This is a genomic window from Aquabacterium sp., assembly GCF_049274795.1.
In the GTDB taxonomy this organism is placed as follows: Bacteria; Pseudomonadota; Gammaproteobacteria; order Burkholderiales; family Burkholderiaceae_C; genus Aquabacterium.
Genome location: NZ_JBASTH010000042.1, coordinates 76,499 through 93,800, shown reverse-complemented (window position 1 = coordinate 93,800; position 17,302 = coordinate 76,499). Strand labels below are relative to the sequence as shown.

The 17,302-nt window shown below is 68.6% G+C and carries 17 protein-coding genes and 1 pseudogene; 5 read left to right on the top strand and 13 right to left on the bottom strand.

Translation table 11 applies throughout. From position 1 onward, the window contains the following. The 4 genes and pseudogenes from WAQ08_RS07355 to WAQ08_RS07340 all read right to left on the bottom strand — a co-directional run. Nucleotides 1–332, bottom strand: a pseudogene (locus tag WAQ08_RS07355) (hypothetical protein); the annotation flags it as partial. A gap of 3 nt (nucleotides 333–335) precedes the next feature. Next, nucleotides 336–2,132 (bottom strand): AAA family ATPase, encoded by a 1,797-nt coding sequence (locus tag WAQ08_RS07350; protein WP_422190480.1) that lies wholly within the window; start codon nucleotides 2,130–2,132, stop codon nucleotides 336–338. Between the two features lie 42 nt (nucleotides 2,133–2,174). Beyond that, the gene (locus WAQ08_RS07345; RefSeq protein ID WP_422190489.1) at nucleotides 2,175–3,623 is read right to left on the bottom strand and encodes a diguanylate cyclase domain-containing protein; all 1,449 of its coding nucleotides are present in this window, start codon (nucleotides 3,621–3,623) and stop codon (nucleotides 2,175–2,177) included. Between the two features lie 203 nt (nucleotides 3,624–3,826). Next, nucleotides 3,827–4,618, bottom strand: coding sequence for a hypothetical protein (locus tag WAQ08_RS07340; RefSeq protein WP_422190478.1), 792 nt, complete (start codon nucleotides 4,616–4,618; stop codon nucleotides 3,827–3,829). A 300-nt stretch (nucleotides 4,619–4,918) separates the two neighbouring features. Between WAQ08_RS07340 and WAQ08_RS07335 the strand changes: the two genes are divergently transcribed. The 3 genes from WAQ08_RS07335 to WAQ08_RS07325 are packed head-to-tail and all read left to right on the top strand — an operon-like array spanning nucleotide 4,919 to nucleotide 8,543. Beyond that, on the top strand, nucleotides 4,919–5,716 hold the full coding sequence (locus WAQ08_RS07335; protein ID WP_422190476.1) for a gamma-glutamyl-gamma-aminobutyrate hydrolase family protein: 798 nt from the start codon (nucleotides 4,919–4,921) through the stop codon (nucleotides 5,714–5,716). Between the two features lie 18 nt (nucleotides 5,717–5,734). Further along, on the top strand, nucleotides 5,735–7,108 hold the full coding sequence (locus tag WAQ08_RS07330; RefSeq protein WP_422190474.1) for a glutamine synthetase family protein: 1,374 nt from the start codon (nucleotides 5,735–5,737) through the stop codon (nucleotides 7,106–7,108). Between the two features lie 37 nt (nucleotides 7,109–7,145). Continuing rightward, on the top strand, nucleotides 7,146–8,543 hold the full coding sequence (locus WAQ08_RS07325; protein WP_422190472.1) for an aspartate aminotransferase family protein: 1,398 nt from the start codon (nucleotides 7,146–7,148) through the stop codon (nucleotides 8,541–8,543). Nucleotides 8,544–8,564: 21 nt separating this feature from the next. Here WAQ08_RS07325 and WAQ08_RS07320 read toward each other — a convergent pair whose 3' ends face one another. Next, a complete protein-coding gene (locus tag WAQ08_RS07320; RefSeq protein WP_422190470.1) occupies nucleotides 8,565–9,188 on the bottom strand; it encodes an AAA family ATPase in 624 nt (207 codons plus the stop codon). A gap of 161 nt (nucleotides 9,189–9,349) precedes the next feature. Between WAQ08_RS07320 and WAQ08_RS07315 the strand changes: the two genes are divergently transcribed. Further along, nucleotides 9,350–10,876 (top strand): aldehyde dehydrogenase, encoded by a 1,527-nt coding sequence (locus WAQ08_RS07315; protein WP_422190468.1) that lies wholly within the window; start codon nucleotides 9,350–9,352, stop codon nucleotides 10,874–10,876. 24 nt (nucleotides 10,877–10,900) lie between these two features. Here the strand turns inward: WAQ08_RS07315 and modC are convergent, their stop codons facing one another. The 5 genes from modC to WAQ08_RS07290 form a co-directional block, all read right to left on the bottom strand. Then, nucleotides 10,901–12,013: a molybdenum ABC transporter ATP-binding protein gene (modC, locus tag WAQ08_RS07310; RefSeq protein WP_422190466.1), complete on the bottom strand. Its 1,113-nt coding sequence runs from the start codon at nucleotides 12,011–12,013 to the stop codon at nucleotides 10,901–10,903. Continuing rightward, nucleotides 12,006–12,713: a molybdate ABC transporter permease subunit gene (gene modB / locus WAQ08_RS07305; protein WP_422190464.1), complete on the bottom strand. Its 708-nt coding sequence runs from the start codon at nucleotides 12,711–12,713 to the stop codon at nucleotides 12,006–12,008. The genes modC and modB overlap by 8 nt, the downstream gene beginning before the upstream one ends. 41 nt (nucleotides 12,714–12,754) lie before the next feature. Beyond that, a complete protein-coding gene (gene modA / locus WAQ08_RS07300; protein ID WP_422190462.1) occupies nucleotides 12,755–13,516 on the bottom strand; it encodes a molybdate ABC transporter substrate-binding protein in 762 nt (253 codons plus the stop codon). Nucleotides 13,517–13,641: 125 nt separating this feature from the next. Further along, nucleotides 13,642–13,989 (bottom strand): winged helix-turn-helix domain-containing protein, encoded by a 348-nt coding sequence (locus WAQ08_RS07295; protein WP_422190460.1) that lies wholly within the window; start codon nucleotides 13,987–13,989, stop codon nucleotides 13,642–13,644. A 34-nt stretch (nucleotides 13,990–14,023) separates the two neighbouring features. After that, nucleotides 14,024–14,794 (bottom strand): MBL fold metallo-hydrolase, encoded by a 771-nt coding sequence (locus WAQ08_RS07290; protein WP_422190458.1) that lies wholly within the window; start codon nucleotides 14,792–14,794, stop codon nucleotides 14,024–14,026. A 178-nt stretch (nucleotides 14,795–14,972) separates the two neighbouring features. On the opposite strand from WAQ08_RS07290, the gene WAQ08_RS07285 reads away from it, so the two are divergent. Further along, nucleotides 14,973–16,103 carry a fatty acid desaturase gene (locus WAQ08_RS07285; protein WP_422190456.1) on the top strand — a complete coding sequence of 377 codons (1,131 nt, stop codon included), beginning with the start codon at nucleotides 14,973–14,975 and terminating at the stop codon, nucleotides 16,101–16,103. A 21-nt stretch (nucleotides 16,104–16,124) separates the two neighbouring features. Here the strand turns inward: WAQ08_RS07285 and WAQ08_RS07280 are convergent, their stop codons facing one another. From WAQ08_RS07280 to WAQ08_RS07270, 3 genes are read right to left on the bottom strand one after another with little or no spacing between them, the layout of a single operon-like run. Next, the gene (locus WAQ08_RS07280; protein ID WP_422190454.1) at nucleotides 16,125–16,508 is read right to left on the bottom strand and encodes a hypothetical protein; all 384 of its coding nucleotides are present in this window, start codon (nucleotides 16,506–16,508) and stop codon (nucleotides 16,125–16,127) included. A gap of 55 nt (nucleotides 16,509–16,563) precedes the next feature. Beyond that, a complete protein-coding gene (locus WAQ08_RS07275) occupies nucleotides 16,564–16,896 on the bottom strand; it encodes a YnfA family protein (RefSeq protein ID WP_422190452.1) in 333 nt (110 codons plus the stop codon). A 48-nt stretch (nucleotides 16,897–16,944) separates the two neighbouring features. Beyond that, complete coding sequence (locus tag WAQ08_RS07270) at nucleotides 16,945–17,286, bottom strand: cupin domain-containing protein (RefSeq protein WP_422190450.1); 342 nt, start codon at nucleotides 17,284–17,286, stop codon at nucleotides 16,945–16,947. Nucleotides 17,287–17,302 lie beyond the last annotated feature (16 nt).

Here is a 17,302-nt window from a genome sequence, read left to right as displayed (position 1 = left end):
GGGCGGGCCTCGCCCTGGGGCAGGCGGTCGGACTGTTGGGGCGGCAGCAGACCGGTAGGCGCTGGTGGTGTCTGGCCGGGGGACGGGGCGGTGGCCAGCGGCGGCGGGCTCGGCGGTACCGCCGGGGCCGGATCATCGCGCCACAGGGACCAGGCCAGCATGGCCACCACCGCCAGCCCCAGGCCGCCCAGGCCCCAGGCCCAGGGTGGCAAGGTGGTGGTGCCGGGTTCATCCGGCAGGGGCAGGGCGGCGGGCTGTGCATGCAGGCCGGGCACGGCGCCCCGCTCCCGTTCGGCGTCGGCCCGCTTGAGGGCATCGAGGATGTAGGACATCGCTCAGGTTCCTGTAGGGGGTTGGGCCGGGGCGGAGGGGGCCTGGCCCAGGCGGGGCTCCGCCACGCCGGTCTGCCGATTGAGCAGCATCAGGGTGGTGGCGCCGGCCACGCCGTCGGGTGTCAGGCCCTGGGCCAGCTGGAAGGCCTGCACGCGGGCCTTGAGGGCCTGGTCGAAGCGGGTGGTGCCGGTGGGCAGGGCCTCGCCATGCACGGTGGCCATGCGGGCGGCCAGCCAGTCCACGGCCGGGCCGCTGTCGCCTGCCAGCAGCTTGCGGCGGTAGCCCTCGGGTGTGCGCCACAGGGTGGTGAACTCGCCGCGCCACACGCTGGACAGGGCCGCCAGCGGTACCTGGTAGCGCGTGCCGTCGATCTGCAGGGTGGCGCTGTCCGGCCCCAGGGCGGTGATCAGCACATCCACCGTGCGCTGGCCTTCGTGCAGGGCCAGCACGCCGGGGCGGTCGAGTTGGCGCACCAGGGCCAGGCCGCCGTTGTGGCGGAAGCACTGCAACTGGCGGGTGCTGGCGGCCTGGCAGGGATCGCCGCTGCCCAGGTTCTCGCCCCACAGGGTGGCCAGTTCACGCCAGGCGGTGGTGTCGGTCTGCGTGGCGGCGCGCAGGGCCTGGGCCAGGCCAGCGGTATCCAGGGTGGCGGTGGGGGCGCTGGCCGTGGTGAGCGATGCCGCCGCAGCAGGGCGTGAGGCGGCGCCGGATGCTGCCGAAGCCGGGGTGCTGGCCGTTCGCGCGGCGGCTTGTTGCGCCTGGGGCGACAGCGCGCTGCCCGGGCGGCCCCAGAGCGTCAGTGCGGCCACGGTGGGCAGGGCCACACCAGCCAGCAGGGCCCAGGCCCAGGTGGGGGGGCGGAGAGATGATGCTCCTGCGCGGGCTGGTGGATCGGCCGGCGTGTGGTGGTGGGCCTTGCCGCTGCCCTTGCTGGGGGCTGGCGCGCGTCGTGGCGCCTCGGCCTTGGGCCCAGGACGCTCGAACACCTCATGAGCTGCCTTGTCCACGATCGTGCGGTTGACGACCTCCTTGCCCAGCGCGTAGGCGCCCAGCAAGGACCGGTCGCACAGCAGGTTGATGCGCCGGGGCACCCCACGTGTCCAATGGTGGATGCGGCGCACGGCCTTGGCATCGAACAGGTGGCCGTGCGTCTTGCCGGCCACGGCCAGGCGGTGCAGGATGTACTGCGCCGTCTCATCCGGGCTGAGCGCATCGAGGTGGTAGCGCGCGATCACGCGCTGCGCCAACTGTTCCAGTTCGGGGCGGGCCAGCATGTCGCGCAGCTCGGGCTGGCCGATCAGCACGATCTGCAGCAGCTTGCGCTCGCTGGTCTCCAGGTTGGTCAGCAGGCGCAACTGCTCCAGCACGTCGGCCGACAGGTTCTGCGCCTCGTCGATGATCAGCACGTTGTTCTGGCCCACCGCGTGCGTCTTGAGCAGGAACTCGTTGAGCGGGTCGACGTAGTCCTTCACGGTGGCCGGCCGGTGCTGGCCGATGCCATCGGGCAGCGGGATGCGGAACTCGTGGCAGATCGACTGCAGCAGTTCGATCACCGTCAGCTTGGGGTTGAAGATGTACGCGACGTTGCAGCGGCGCGGGATCTGCTCCAGGAAGCAGCGGCACACCGTGGTCTTGCCCGCACCGATCTCGCCGGTCAGCAGCACGAAGCCGCCGCCGCTGCCCACGCCGTAGAGCAGGTGGGCCAGGGCCTCCCTGTGGCGCTCGCTCATGAAGAGGTAGCGCGGATCGGGCGCGATCGAAAAAGGCTCCTGCTTCAGGCCGAAGTGTTGCGCGTACATGGCCCGAAGGATAACGCCGTGCGAGCGGGCGACCCGCCGGGGTCAGTCCTGATGGGCTGAGGGCAGGGCGCCGCGGCGATCCCGGCCCTGGCGCACATAGTGGTCGCGCTTGGCGGTGTACATGCGCTGGTCGGCGCGGTGCACCACGGTTTCCAGGCGCTCGTTGTCCTTGCTGGTGGCCGCGCCGATGGACAGGCTGACCTGGGCGCCGCCGGCATGGAACTGGTTGTTCAGCGCCAACAGCTCCTGGACCTGTTCGACCAGATGCTCGCAGCCGCGCTGGTCGACGCCGGGCAGCAGCAGGGCGAACTCGTCACCGCCGATGCGCGAGGCCGTGGCCGGGCGCTCTACCGCCTTGCGCAGGATCTCGCCCACGCGGCGCAGCAGGGCGTCGCCGCCAGCATGGCCGGATTCGTCGTTCACACCCTTGAGGTTGTTCAGGTCGATGATGACCACGCTGACGGGCCAGGGACCGCGGCGGTCCAGGCGGTTGAGCTCGTCGGTGAAGAAGGAGCGGTTGCGCAGGCCGGTCAGGGCGTCGTGCATGCCGAGGTATTCCAGGTAGGCCTCGGCCTTCTTGCGCGCGGTGATGTCGGTCAGGGACACCAGTACCTGGTCCCAGCGCTCCTCATGGCCGGGCATCACCGAGAACTGCAGGTACACGTGTACCTTCTCGCCGTCGAGCGAGTAGTTCACCACCTCGCGCTGCTGGAACAGGCGGCCGTGCCACAGGTCCACCAACTGTTCGGCGAAGTGGGGGCGCATGTCGTCGCGGAAGATCTTGTCGGTGTGGGCCAGCAGGGTGGTCTTGTCCGGGGCGCGGAAGGTGTCCACCGTCTGCTGGTTGATGTCCAGCACGCGGATTTCCAGCATGCAGCGGGTGACGAACTCCGGGTGCACATCCAGGAAGGTGCGGAAATCCACCACGCCCTGCTCGCGCACCTCGGCCAGCAGGCCCTTGATGCCGCTGAAATCCTCCAGCCACAGGGACACGGGCGAGTGCTCGAACAGGCCCTTGGCCTGCAGCTCGCTGGCGCGCAGAGCGCGTTCGGCGCGGGCGCGCTCGGTGACGTCCTCGATGGCCAGCAGCACGCGTGACCAGTCATGTTCATGACCGGGCAGGATGTTGGCGTTCAGCGAGATGTTCAGGCGCTGGCCGCGCAGGGTGTAGTTGACGGTGTTGCTGCGGAAGTGGGTGTGGCCTTCCCACATCTGCACCAGCTCTTCGACGTGCTGGTCGAACATGTCGTCGCGGAAGACTTCGTGCAGGTTGGCCTTGAGGTGGTCCAGGTCGTCGGCGCCGAACAGCTCGAGCGTGCGGCGGTTCACGCGCAGCAGCTGGATGCGGCGCGAGCACTCGGCCACGCGGCTGCGGTCCTGGCGCAGGAAGGTGCGCAGGTTGCCGACCCCTTCTGCCCGCCATTGATCGAACAGGGTTTTCAGGCCGCTGTAGTCCTCCAGCCACAGGGACACTGGGGCCAGTTCGAACATGTCGGCGTACAGATCGGTCACGACGGTCTCTCGGGGTGTTGCGCGCAATCCACCATTGTCGCGGGCCGCGAGGGGATTGGCGTCTCGCGACAGCCACAAGGTGGCCACCCTTGCCACACTAGCGTTTCACGCTGCAGGCGAGTGTGGCAAAAAGCACAGTTTTGCCTGCGTTCGTCACGCTTTGCCCGAGGGCGTGGTGCGCCTCAGTGGCTGATGGACAGCGTCTCGGAGGATGCGCTGGTGTCCGGTTCGATGGCCGCGTGGCGCACGTACAGGCCGGTGCGTGCCATGAACACCTCGATGACCTCGTGCATCTCGGCCGGCGGCACCCAGGCGGTGCGGGCGCTGTCCCAGGCCGAGCGGCTGGCGGCTTTCTTGCGCCCGGGTACGGCGGGGGTGCTGTGGATCTCCCACAGCGGGCGGCGACGCGGGCCGGCCAGGCCGGTGCCGCGCTCCATCAGTACCAGGCGGGCCATGGGGCGGCGGGGCCAGGGCAGCAGGCGGGGGCGCTGGTCGACCTCGCACAGGGCCACCAGGCGGTCGAAGCCGATCTCGGCGCGGGAGTGCGGGCGCAGCGTGCGCCGGTCATGGATGCTGATGCGGAACAGGCCGCGGATCAGGTCGATCTCGCGGGCTTCCAGGGTGTCGGGTTTGGATGCGCCGCTGCGGGGCATGCAGCGCCGCCAGCCGACGTAAGCCCCGGCCAGGGCACCGAGCGCGCCGGCAGAGAGCAGCACGAAGGGGCGCATCGCATGGCTGACGGCTGCCGGCTGGAACAGGCTGATGGCCAGCAGAAAGCCGAAGACCAGGGTGGCCACCGTCAACGCGGCGCTGATCGCGACCTCGGCGCGGTAGGCACGCCGGCAAGAGGCGCGCAGATCCAGCAGCACCGGCGGACGGCGCTGCAACAGGCGGTCAAGTGCCTGGGCTGCCTTGCTGCCTGTCCCGGGTGACGGCAGGTCGGGCGCGGGGGTGGCTGCGTTTGAGCGGTCCACGAACGGCTTCCCTGATGGGCCCCCACCATTGGCATGGAGGCTGATGATATGGCTGCCTCGTCATCATGGATGCAAGGTGGCCTTGTTGTGGATTCCAGTGTAGCGGGCTTGGCCGAACTTCCCAAGGCAGGCGGTGGCTTTTCGGCCATGGAGGCCCCGATTTCCGCCTGCTCAGGGGGGCACGGGGCGCGTGGCATGTGACGCATCTCATTGTGCCCTCGCGGGCCACGGAGCAGTCCCGTTGACAGCGCCCATGGCTTTGGCACACTGGACGCAACAACAAGATAACGAGTGTTTCCAATGAGTCGCCCTGCACCTGTCGTGCTGGTCCCCTCCTGTCAGCGGGAGCTTGGCCGCCACCCCTTTCACGTGGCCGGCAAGAAGTACCTCGACGCCGTGCGCATGGCCGGCTGCGTGCCCCTGGTGGTGCCCGGCGCCCTGCCTGAGGAACTGGACACCCTGCTGGACCTGGCCGATGGCCTGCTGCTGACCGGCTCTCCCTCCAACGTGCACCCCAGCCACTTTGGCGAAGAGGTGCTCGACCCCTCCCTGCCGCTGGACCCTGACCGCGACGCCTGGACGCTGCCCATCATCCGGCGCGCCTTGCGCGAGCGCGTGCCCGTGCTGGGCATCTGCCGGGGCTTCCAGGAGGTCAACGTGGCCATGGGCGGCTCGCTGCACCAGGCCGTGCACCAGCAGCCCGGCCTGCGTGACCATCGGGGCGATGGCACCCAGCCTGTCGAGATCGAATACGGCTTCTCGCACCCGGTGCACATCCAGGGTGGTGGCCTGCTCGAACGCACGCTCGACGGCGTCAGCGTGGTCGAGGACGGCCAGTTCATGGTCAACAGCCTCCACGGCCAGGGCGTGAACCGCCTGGCGCCCAACCTGCGCGCCGAGGCCCTGGCGCCCGACGGCGTGGTCGAGGCTTTCACCTGGACACCCGACGACGACCGCCCAGCGGCCTTCAGCTTGTGCCTGCAGTGGCACCCCGAGTGGCTGGCGGCCGAGAACCCCGTGTCCCGACGCCTGTTCGAGGCCTTCGGTGATGCCTGTCGAACGCACCGTGACCAACGATTGCAGCGATTGAACCGCTGAGCATTACCGAAAGACCCCATGCCGCCATCCTCCAGAGTGCCCACCTCCTTCAGTGACCTGGAACATTGGCTCGACGAGCGGCGGGTCACCGAGATCGAATGCCTGGTGCCGGACCTCACCGGCGTGGCGCGCGGCAAGATCCTGCCGCGCGAGAAGTTCACCGAAGACCGCGGCATGCGGCTGCCCGAGGCCATCGTCGCCATCGGCGTGACGGGCGAGTTCCCTGCCGAAGGGCCCTACTACGACGTCATCACCCCCACCGACCGGGACATGCACCTGCAGCCCGATCCGCGCACCGTGCGCATCGTGCCCTGGGCGTCTGACCCCACGGCCCAGGTGGTGCACGATTGTTATGACCGCGACGGCCACCTGATCCCCTACGCGCCGCGCTCCGTGCTCAAGCGCGTGTGCCAGTTGTATGCGGATCAGGGCTGGTCGCCCGTGGTGGCGCCTGAACTGGAGTTCTACCTGATCGAGCGCAGCATCGATCCCAACATGCCGCTGCGCCCGCCGCGTGGCCGCAGTGGCCGCGCCGAGACCTCGCGCCAGGCCTATTCCATCGACGCCGTCAACGAGTTCGACCCGCTGTTCGAGGACATCTACGCTTACTGCGAGCAGATGGAGCTGAACGTGGACACCCTGATCCACGAGGTGGGCGCGGGCCAGATGGAGATCAACTTCTTCCACGACCACCCGCTGGGCCTGGCCGACGAGGTGTTCTTCTTCAAGCGCACCATCCGCGAGGCCGCGCTGCGCCACGAGATGTACGCCACCTTCATGGCCAAGCCCATGGCCAACGAACCGGGCAGCGCCATGCACATCCACCAGAGCGTGGAGCGCGTGGACAACGGTGAGAACATCTTCAGCAACCCCGATGGCAGCCCCTCGAAGGCCTTCTACTGGTTCATCGGCGGGCTGCAGCGCTATGCGCCGGCGGCCATGGCCCTGTTCGCGCCCTACGTGAACAGTTACCGCCGCCTGGTGCGCTCCAACGCCGCGCCCATCAACATCCAGTGGGGCACCGACAACCGCACCGTGGGCATCCGCGCACCGGTGGCCACGCCCGCTTCGCGCCGCATCGAGAACCGCATCATCGGGGCCGATGCCAACCCCTACGTGGCCCTGGCCGCCACGCTGGCCTGCGGCTACCTGGGCATGACAAGGCAGATCGAGCCCACGCCCGAATGCCGGGGCGATGCCTACCTGGCCGATTTCCAGCTGCCGCGCAGCCTGGGCGAGGCCGTGGCCCAGCTGCGCGACGAGGCCGATCTGGCGCAGATCCTGGGGCAGGACTTCATCACCGTCTACTCCGAGATCAAGGACGTGGAACATGCCGAGTTCATGAAGGTGATCTCGCCGTGGGAGCGCGAGCACCTGCTGCTGCATGTCTGACACACCGAGGCATTACAAAGAGAAGCATGGAGACCGCATGAGCACCCTGGACCGCACCACCAAGGACTGGCAGGCCGCCGATGCCGCCCACTTCCTGCACCCCTTCACCGACCACCAGGCCCTGGCCGCCAAGGGCTCGCGCATCATCACGCGCGGCGAGGGCGTGTGGCTGTGGGACAGCGAAGGCCAGCAGATCTTCGACGCGATGAGCGGCCTGTGGTGCGTGAACGTGGGCTATGGCCGGCAGGAGCTGATCGACGCGGCCACGCAGCAGTTGCAGACACTGCCCTTCTACAACGCCTTCTTCCAGACGGCCACGCCGCCGTCCATCGCGCTGGCCGAGAAGCTGGCGCAGCTCAGCCCGCCGCAGTTCCAGCATGTGTTCTTCAGCGGTTCGGGCTCGGAGGGCAACGACACGGTGGTGCGCCTGGTGCGCCGCTACTGGGATCTGCAGGGGCAGCCGGGCCGGCACACCATCATCAGCCGGTTGAATGCGTACCACGGCTCCACCATGGCCGGCGCTTCACTGGGGGGCATGGTGGACATGCACGCGCAGGGCGGCCTGCCCATCCCGGGCATCGTGCACATTGACCAGCCCTATTTCGCAGCACTGGGCCAGCCGGGCGAAAACCGCGATGACTTCGGGCGCCGCGCTGCCTCGTGGCTGGAGTACAAGATCCTGGAGGTGGGCGCTGACAAGGTGGCCGCCTTCATCGGCGAGCCGGTGCAGGGCGCGGGCGGTGTCATCATCCCGCCCGACAGCTACTGGCCTGAGATCCAGCGCATCTGCGACAAGTACGGCGTGCTGCTGGTGTCCGACGAGGTGATCTGCGGTTTCGGGCGCACGGGCCAATGGTTCGGCTGCGAGCACTTCGGTGTGCGGCCCGACCTGATCACCTTCGCCAAGGGCGTGAGCTCGGGCTACATCCCGCTGGGCGGGGTGCTGGTGGGCAGCCGCGTGGCGCGCACCTTGATCGACGAGGGCGGCGAGTTCAACCACGGCTACACCTACAGCGGCCACCCGGTGGCTTGCGCGGTGGCACTGGCCAACCTGGACGTGATCGAGCGCGAAGGCCTGGTGCGGCGCGTGCACGACGACACCGGCCCTTACCTGGCGCAGCAGTTCGCCGCGTTGCAGGATCACCCGCTGGTGGGCGAGGCCGAGACCTGCGGGCTGATGGGGGCAATCCGCCTGGTGCGGCGCCAGGCCGAGGGTGATCGGCGGGCTGAGCCCTTCGATCCAGCCTTGTCGGTGGGCATGGTGTGCCGCGGCCATTGCTTCAGCCATGGCCTGATCATGCGCGCCGTGGGCGACCGCATGATCATCGCACCGCCGTTGATCCTCACGCGCGAGTTAATCGACGAGATGATGGCCCGCATCCGCCGCTGTCTGGAGCTGACCTGGGTGGATGTGCAGCAGCGCGGCTGGGTGTGACGCCGCCGGCCCGCGTAAAGCTCAGACTTTGCCGTCCAGCCACTGCGTGATCGGCGCCCATTGCGCCAGGTCTTTCTCGACCTTGCCGGGCGCCACATCGAACAGCGTCAGGCCGTGCGCGGCCAGATGGGCGTAGTTTTGCGTGTCGCGCAGCAGGCCCAGCACGGGCACGTCCAGCGTGGCCAAAAACTCGCGCAGGTGCTCGGTGGCCTTGGTGTGGTCCTTGATGCGGTTGCCGACCACGGCGATGCGCACCTTGTCCGAGCGCTTGCGGCCCACCAGGTCGGCGATGAACTCGCGCGTGGGGTAGATGTCGAACACGCTGGCCTGCAGCGGGATCAGCACCAGGTCGGCCAGCTTCATCACCGCGTCCACCTTTTTGCCGTGCAGGCCGGCGGGCGTGTCCAGCACGACGTGGGTGGTGCCCTTGGGCGGCTTGGCGATCTCGTCCTGGTCGATGTTCCAGGCGGTGATGGGCGCCAGGTTGGGCGGGCGCAGCGTCAGCCACAGCTGTGAGGATTGCTGGCGGTCGATGTCGCCCAGCATCACGGCGTGCCCCTGGTTGGCCCAGTAGCCCGCGACATTGCTCGACAGCGTGGACTTGCCCACGCCTCCCTTGGGATTGGCGACCACGATCACCGGCATGCTGCGTGTCCTCTCGGTTGTTCAGGATGGACGGGGGTGTCGTCAACTATATGCCATGCCGGGCCCTTGGGGCTGCAAGGCGCGCCCTGATTGGCTAGAGTGGGGGCACGGGCGGTGCAGGGCGCCGCCCCTTGCCCAGTTTCAAGACGAGGAGCCGCGCCATGACCGACACCCTTTCGCCACCCACGGGCCAGGCCCTGATCTGGCACGACCGCGCCGACGCCCTGATCGCCGAGGGCCGGGTCGACGGCCGGGCGCTGGTCGAGGGCCAGCGCGTCAAGGCCGTGGCCGAGGAGACCTTCGAGTGCCGCTCGCCCATCGACGGCCGCCTGCTGACCCCGGTGGTGCGGGGCCGTCAGGCCGACATCGACCTGGCCGTGGGCTCGGCCCGCCGCGCCTTCGAGGATGGCCGCTGGCGCCGCCAGCCCCCTGCCGCCCGCAAGCGCGTGCTGCAGCGCTTCGCCGAGCTGATCACCCAGCACAAGGACGAGCTGGCGCTGCTGGAGACGCTGGACATGGGCAAGCCCATCCAGTACAGCCTGGCGGTGGACGTGCCCGCCGCCGCCCGCTGCATCGCCTGGTACGCCGAGGCCATCGACAAGGTCTACGGCGAGATCGCGCCGACCGGGGACAACGCACTGGCGCTGATCCAGCGCGAGCCGGTGGGCGTGGTGGGCGCCATCGTGCCCTGGAACTACCCGATGATCATGGCCGCCTGGAAGATCGGCCCGGCGCTGGCCACGGGCAACAGTGTGGTGCTCAAGCCATCCGAAAAATCCCCCTTGAGCGCACTGCGCCTGGCCGAACTGGCGCTCAAAGCTGGCCTGCCCGAAGGCGTGTTCAACGTGGTGCCAGGTTTCGGTTCGGAGGCGGGCGAAGCGCTGGCCATGCACCTCGATGTGGACGCACTGGGCTTCACCGGCTCCACCCGCGTGGGCCGCAAGATGCTGGAGTACGCGGGCCGCAGCAACCTCAAGCGCGTGTTCAACGAGCTGGGCGGCAAGTCGGCCTTCGTGGTTTTCGACGACAGCGATGCCCTGGAGCGCGCCGCGCAGACGGTGGCCGGCTCCATCTTCTTCAACCAGGGCGAATCGTGCAACGCGCCCTCGCGCCTGCTGGTGCACGACAGCATCGCCGACGAGTTCGTGAAGCAGGTGGTGGCACAGACGCCGGCCTACCAGCCCTCCGACCCCCTGGATCCCCACACCGTGATGGGCGCGCTGGTCGATGAAGGCCAGCTGCGCACCGTGCTGGGCTACATCGAGGCCGGCCACAAGGACGGCGCCCAGTGCGTTGCGGGCGGCACCCAGGCCCGGGCCGAGACGGGCGGCTTCTACGTCACGCCCACCGTGTTCGACGGTGTGCGCAACGACATGCTGATCGCCAAGGAAGAGATCTTCGGGCCCGTGCTCAGCGTGATCCGCTTCAAGGACGAGGCCGAGGCCATCGCGCTGGCCAATCAGTCCAGCTACGGGCTGCAGGCCAGCGTGTGGAGCAGCCACATCGACCGCGCGCACCGCGTGGCCCGCGCGCTGCGCGCCGGCACCGTGCACGTCAACCAGTACGACGAGGACGACATCACCGTGCCTTTCGGTGGTGTCAAGCAATCGGGCAACGGGCGCGACAAGTCGCTGCACGCGCTGGACAAGTACACGGATCTCAAGACCACCTGGGTGCGCATCGATTGATGCAGCAGGCAGGGCTGGGCGGGATCAACCCATCAGCGCCACGCCCTTGACCTGCGCGAACACGGGCTGACCAGGCGCCAGGTTCAGATGCTCGCAGGAGCGGCGTGTGAGGCGCGCCAGCAGCAGGGCGCCGCTGGGTTGCGTGTCGGGTGCGCCCAGCATCAGCTGCAGGGTCACGGTGTCGGGGCCGTCGTCGCGCAGGCTGGCCACGGTGGCCGGCAGGATGTTGACGATGCTGCTGTCGGCAGCGCGGCTCCGGGCCACGCTCACATCTCGCGCCAGCACCCGCACGCGCACGCGCTGGCCCACGGCGGCCTGCGACAGGCCTGCCCACAGCGACAGGCCGTCCACATCCAGCCGGCTCTGCCCATACGCAGGCTCATGCGCGGCCACGGTGGCCTCGACCACGGCGGCGGCCTCGTCCAGGTGGCTCAGGGGCAGGTCCAGGCGCGAGAACAGCTCGGCCGGCGTGCCGGTGGCGCGCACGCGGCCGGCCTCCATCAGCACCAGGTGGTCGGCCAGGCGGGCGGCCTCGTCCAGCGCGTGCGTCACGTAGACCACGGGCAGGCCGGCTTGGGCGTTGAGCCGTTCCAGAAAGGGCAGCACCTCGGCCTTGCGGGCGGTGTCCAGCGCAGAGAGGGGCTCGTCCATCAGCAGCAGGCGCGGGCTGGTCAGCAGCGCGCGGGCGATGGCCACGCGCTGGCGCTCGCCGCCTGAGAGGTGCTCGGGCCGGCGCTCCATCAGGTGGCCGATGCCCAGCAGGTCTACCGCGTCGTCGAGGGTCACGTGCCGTTCGGCGACGGGGGTGCGCTTGAGACCGTAGTCCAGGTTGGCGCGCACGCTCAGGTGCGCAAAAAGGCTGGCCTCCTGGAACACCACGCCGATGGGGCGGCGGTGCACGGGTACCCAGGTGCGCTGCGCATCGTCCTGCCAGCACTGATCGCCGATCACCACGCGGCCCTGTGCCCGCGACAGACCGGCCAAGGCGCGCAGCACCGTGGTCTTCCCGCAGCCCGAGGGGCCCAGCAGCACGCTCACGCCCCGGCCGGGCAGGCGCAGCATCACGTCCAGGCTGAAGCCGGGGTAGGCCAGGGCCAGATCGGCGTGGATGTATTCAAGGGCGCGGAGATCAGACACGACCTGCCCCTACGCTGGCACCGGCCCGCAGCCCGCCCAGCCGCCCGTTGAACAGGTACAGGGCCAGCATCACCCCGAAGCCGAAGACCACCATGCCACCGGCCAGCACATGAGCCTTGGCCATCTCCAGGGCCTCCACATGGCCATACAGCGCCACCGACAGCACGCGCGTGGCGCCGGGGATGTTGCCGCCCATCATCAGCACCACGCCGAACTCGCCCACCGTGTGCGCGAAGCCCAGCACGCTGGCCGTGAGAAAGCCCGGCGCGGCCAGCGGCAGCGCGACGGTGACGAAGCGGTCCCACGGGCTGGCGCGCAGGGTGGCGGCGGCCTCTAGCGGGCGCGTGCCCACGGCCTCGAAGGCCTGGTGCAGCGGCTGCACCACGAAGGGCAGGGAATGCAGCACCGAGGCCACCACCAGCCCCGTGAAGGTAAAAGGCAGCAGCCCAAGGCCCATGGACTGTGTCAGCTGGCCGATCGGGCCTTGCGCGCCCATCAGCATCAGCAGGTAAAAGCCGATCACCGTGGGCGGCAGCACCAGGGGCAACGCCACCACGGCCGCCACCATGCCCTTGAGGCGCGATTGCGTGCGCGCCAGCCACCACGCCACCGGCGTGCCCAGCATGAGCAGCAGCACCGTGGTCAGGCCCGCCAGCTTGGCGGTCAGGACCAGGGCCTGAATGTCTTCGGGATCGAGCACGCGGGTACTGCTGCGTTGCCGATGTGGGATGCTGTCTTACCTTACAGTCCGTAGCCGTAGGACTTGATCACGGCCTTGGCCGCGTCGCCGCGCAGGTAGGTCATCAGGGCTTGGGCGGCGGCCTTGTCGGCACCTTTGTTGAGCAGGGCTGCATCCTGCAGGATGGGGGTGTAAAGCTTGGCAGGCACCACCCACATCGAGCCCACGGCGGGCTTGTCCGGCGGGGCCACCTGCGACAGGGCCACGAAGCCCAGCTCCGCGTTGCCGGTGGACACGAACTGGTGTGCCTGGCCGATGCTCTCGCCCTGCACGATCTTGGCCGACAGGCTGTCGTACAGGCCCAGGGCCTTGAGCGTCTCGACGGCGGCAGCCCCGTAGGGCGCCAGCTTGGGGTTGGCGATGGCCAGGTGAGTGAAGTTGCCCTTCTTGAGCACCTCGCCCTGGGCATTGACGCCATCGGGCTTGGTGCTCCACAGCACCAGCTTGCCGGTGGCGTAGGTGAAGGTCTGGCCCTTCACGGCCAGGCCTTCGTCCACCAGCTTGCGCGGGGTCTCGTCATCGGCGGCGAGCAGGATCTCGAAGGGCGCGCCGGCCTTGATCTGTGTGTAGAACTTGCCGGTGGAGCCCACGATGGCCACGGCCTTGTGCCCGGTGGCCGCTTCGAAGTTGGCGGCGATCTTCTGGAACGGCGCGGCGAAGTTGGCGGCCACGGCCACCTGCACCTCGTCGGCCCATGTCAGGCTGGCACCCAAGGCCAGGCAGACACCCACGGCCACATGGCGTGTGCGGTTCCAGATCTTCATGGAGAACTCCTTTGGCGGGGCCGGAAGTAGCGGCCCGGATTGGCAGGCGGCCACCCTTTTGGGCTCAGGCCGTTATGTTCATGATGATACAGCGCTGCCCGAGGGCTTTCAGCGGGCTCACGTGTTCAGTCGCGGATGAGGCGGGACAGTGCGGCGATGTCCTTGGCGGCCGCCTCGGCGGCCTTGGCCTCGATGGCCCGGTAGCGCGTCACGATGGCCTGGCCCACCTCGGTGAGCGTGGCGCCGCCGCCGTGGGCGCCGCCCGTGGCGGTGTTGATGGCCGGGGAGGTGAGCGCCCGGTTCATCTCATCGACCAGCACCCAGGCCCGCCGGTAGGACATGCCGAACTCGCGCGCCGCGGCCGAGATCGAGCCCGTGGCGGCAATGGCCTCCAGCAGCGCCACCTTGCCGGGGCCGATGGCGATGGTGCTGTCGCGGTAGACACGCAGGCGGAACTGCACTTTGGGCTTCATGCACTGCATTGTCCACGGGAGGGCCTGTTCGCCGTCACATGGGCACGGTGTAGATCGATTCGTCCATCAGGTCCACGCCGCAGGCCAGCGTCTCCACCCAGTCGATGAACTGCTCTACGGCTTCGCCCACCAGTGGCGCGCCATGCTGCGGTGCGATCATGTCGATGGGCAGTGTGCGCACCATGCGCGCCCATAGCCGCAGGATCTTGTTGGACACCATGTAGCGCCGGTGAAAGGCCTCCATCCCTGGCGGCATGGGGCTGAGCGACCGGATGGCGCGTGCGGCCTGCGCCCCGTTCAGCATCGACACGCCCAGGTCGCCCGAGAACAGGATGCGGCTGATCGGGTCGTAGAACTGGAAGTTGCCTTCGGCGTGCATGAAGTGCGCAGGCAGGGCCAGCAGGTGGGTGGTGCCGATGGGGATCCGCGTGCCCCGGTCCGGGATGCCCACGATGCGGCCCGTGGTCTTGCCCGGCTTGCAGAAGTGCGGCACGAAGCGCTCCCACAAGGTCGACACGTACAGTTTCGCATCGGGCGTGGCGGTCATCCAGCGGTCCAGCGAGGCGATGATGTCCGGATCGGCATGCGAGGCCAGGATCGCGGACAGCCGGTTGGGCGGGAAATGCCGCGACATGCCCAGGTACAGCTCGCCATAGGCCAGGTTGCCACCCGGGTCGATGATGGCACCGGTGTGACGGTGCACGATCAGGAACTGGTTGGCCTGCACCGCATCGCCCCCTTCCTTGCACAGGTCGGAAAACATCAGGCAGGCGTGGTCGCCGTGGCGGAACAGTTCGGTGGGCATGGGCGTCTCATGGGCGTTGACGGTGATTCTGGGGGCGCCATCCCGTGGTGTGATCAAGCGAGCGTCGCATTCTGAGGGGAAACGGCGCGAAGCTTGATCCCCGTCACAAGTGCTTCACAAGGCTTTGCTACGGTGCCGCCTGTCGTCCTGACTGGCGCCTTCGCCGGCGTCTTTGGCCATGTCGCACCCTTCCGATACCGATACCCCCGCTTTCGCGGCCACGCAGCCGCAACCGCTGTCGCCCCAGGCCCCCTTGCCGCACCGCAAGGTGATCCGCTCGTGGCTGGTGCCGCTGGTGGAGCGCACCACCGCCTATGCCGTGCTGCTGCTGTGCGTGGACTACGTGCTGCTGGGCACCGCGCTGGCCGCCACGGTGTTCCTCAAGCCCCTGTGGCTCAAGCTGCTCAGTGGTCTGCTGGCCGGCTTTGTGGTGGGGCGCCTGTTCATCATCGGGCACGACGCCTGCCACCAGAGCCTCACGCCGCGCCGGGGCCTGAACCGCTGGCTGGGCCGCATCGCCTTCCTGCCCTCGCTCACGGCCTACAGCCTGTGGGACATGGGGCACAACACCGTGCACCACGGCTTCACCAACCTCAAAGGCGTGGATTTCGTGTGGGCGCCGCTCACGCAGGCCGAGTACCAGGCCCTGTCGCCGGGCCGCCGCTTCATGGAGCGCCTGTACCGCAGCGGCTGGGGCCCGGGCCTGTACTACATGATCGAGATCTGGTGGAAGAAGATGATGTTCCCCAGCCAGGCCTCGTCCGGCGGCACGCACCGCCCCATCTTCACGCGTGATTGCCTGCTGGTGACCGGCTTTGCCGCGCTGTGGCTGGGCGGCATCGTGTGGGCCGCGCTGGCCACGGGCCAGTCCCCGTGGCTGCTGGGCCTGATCGGCTTCGTGCTGCCGCTGCTGTTCTGGTTCACGATGATGGGCTTCGTGATCTATGGCCACCACACGCACGTGCGTGTGCAATGGCATGACGACCGCGCCGCCTGGCAGCGCGCCCAGCCCTTCGTGTCCACCACCGTGCACCTGACCTTCCCCGTGAAGATCGGCGCGCTGATGCACCACATCATGGAGCACACGGCGCATCACGTGGACATGAGCATCCCGCTGTACAAGCTCAAGAGCGCCCAGGCCATGCTGGAGCACCTGCTGCCCGAGCGCATCATCATCCAGCGCTTCTCGTGGGGCTGGTATTTTGATACCGCGCGGGCCTGCAAGCTCTACGACTTCACGCGCCAGTGCTGGACCGATTTCGCGGGCCGGGCCACGAGCGAGCCACGTGTGGTGTTGGCTGCGGCCTGATCATGGGGTTGCGCAGAGCGCTCAGCGCCCTGCGCCGCCGAACAGCAGCACAGCCACGGCCACCCCCAGCACCGCCACCACGCCGGCCAGCCACAGCGTGCGCACACGGTTGATCTCGGCGCGGCGGATCAGCTGCGTGTTCTGCTCGGCCAGCTCCTTGATCAACTGCGACGAGGCCATCATCTGCGCATGCAGATCCGCCATCGTGGCTTCCAGCGTGGCCACGCGCGTTTCCAGCGGCGATGCGGGAGCCTGCGTGCTTGTCGATGCCGGTGCTGGCTTGGACGTCACTTTGCGCCCCACCGTGTCCCACAGCTTGCTGGCGCCTTCTGCCACCTTGGGCGCATTGCGGATCACATCGGACCATGGCACGGCCTGAAGAACGGTCAACCAGCTGATGGCCATCTGCGAAACCTCCGGGGGCGGGATGCTGTGGGACCAGTGTAGCGGCGCACCGATGTCAGGTGTTCCGAGGGGCAAACATGATGATGGCCATGCCGGCAATGGCCACGGCGGCACCGAGCATGTCCCACGATGTGGGGCGGATCCCATCGACCGCCCACAGCCAGATCACGGCCACGAAGATGTACACGCCCCCGTAGGCGGCATACACGCGCCCGGAGGCCGCTGGGTGCAGCGACAGCAGCCAGGCGAAGGCCGCCAGGCTGATCGCCCCGGGCACCAGCCACCAGATGCTGCGGCCCTGTGTGAGCCACAGGGTGGGCAGGTAGCAGCCGACGATCTCGGCGACGGCGGTGATCAGGAAGAGAAGGGCGGTTTTCAGCTCAGGCATGGTTGGTACGGCGTGGTCGATGCCTGCGAAGGTGAGGCTCAGCACGCATCATGCCGGATGCAGGTGCACGGCCAGCCAGAGCGCGCCCTCGGAGGCCTGCTCGACCGTGTGGGGCGTGCCGGCGGGCAGGAAGACATGGTCCCCGGCCTTGATCTCCAAACGTTGCCCGGCGACCGTCAAGATGGCTTCGCCGTGAACCAGCAAGACCCACTCATCCTGCGTTTGCACATACGGCGTGGGTGACAGCCGGGCCGAGCTGACGATGCGCTCGACGACCAGGTTGCGATGCCGCAACAGCTCATCGAACCGTTCGTCCTCTGCCGGTGGCAAGGCGTCCGTGAAGAGATGGCCCAGGCGGTAGAGCGGCGGGTTCTGGGGTGTCATGGTCATGGTGTGCCGTGCGGTA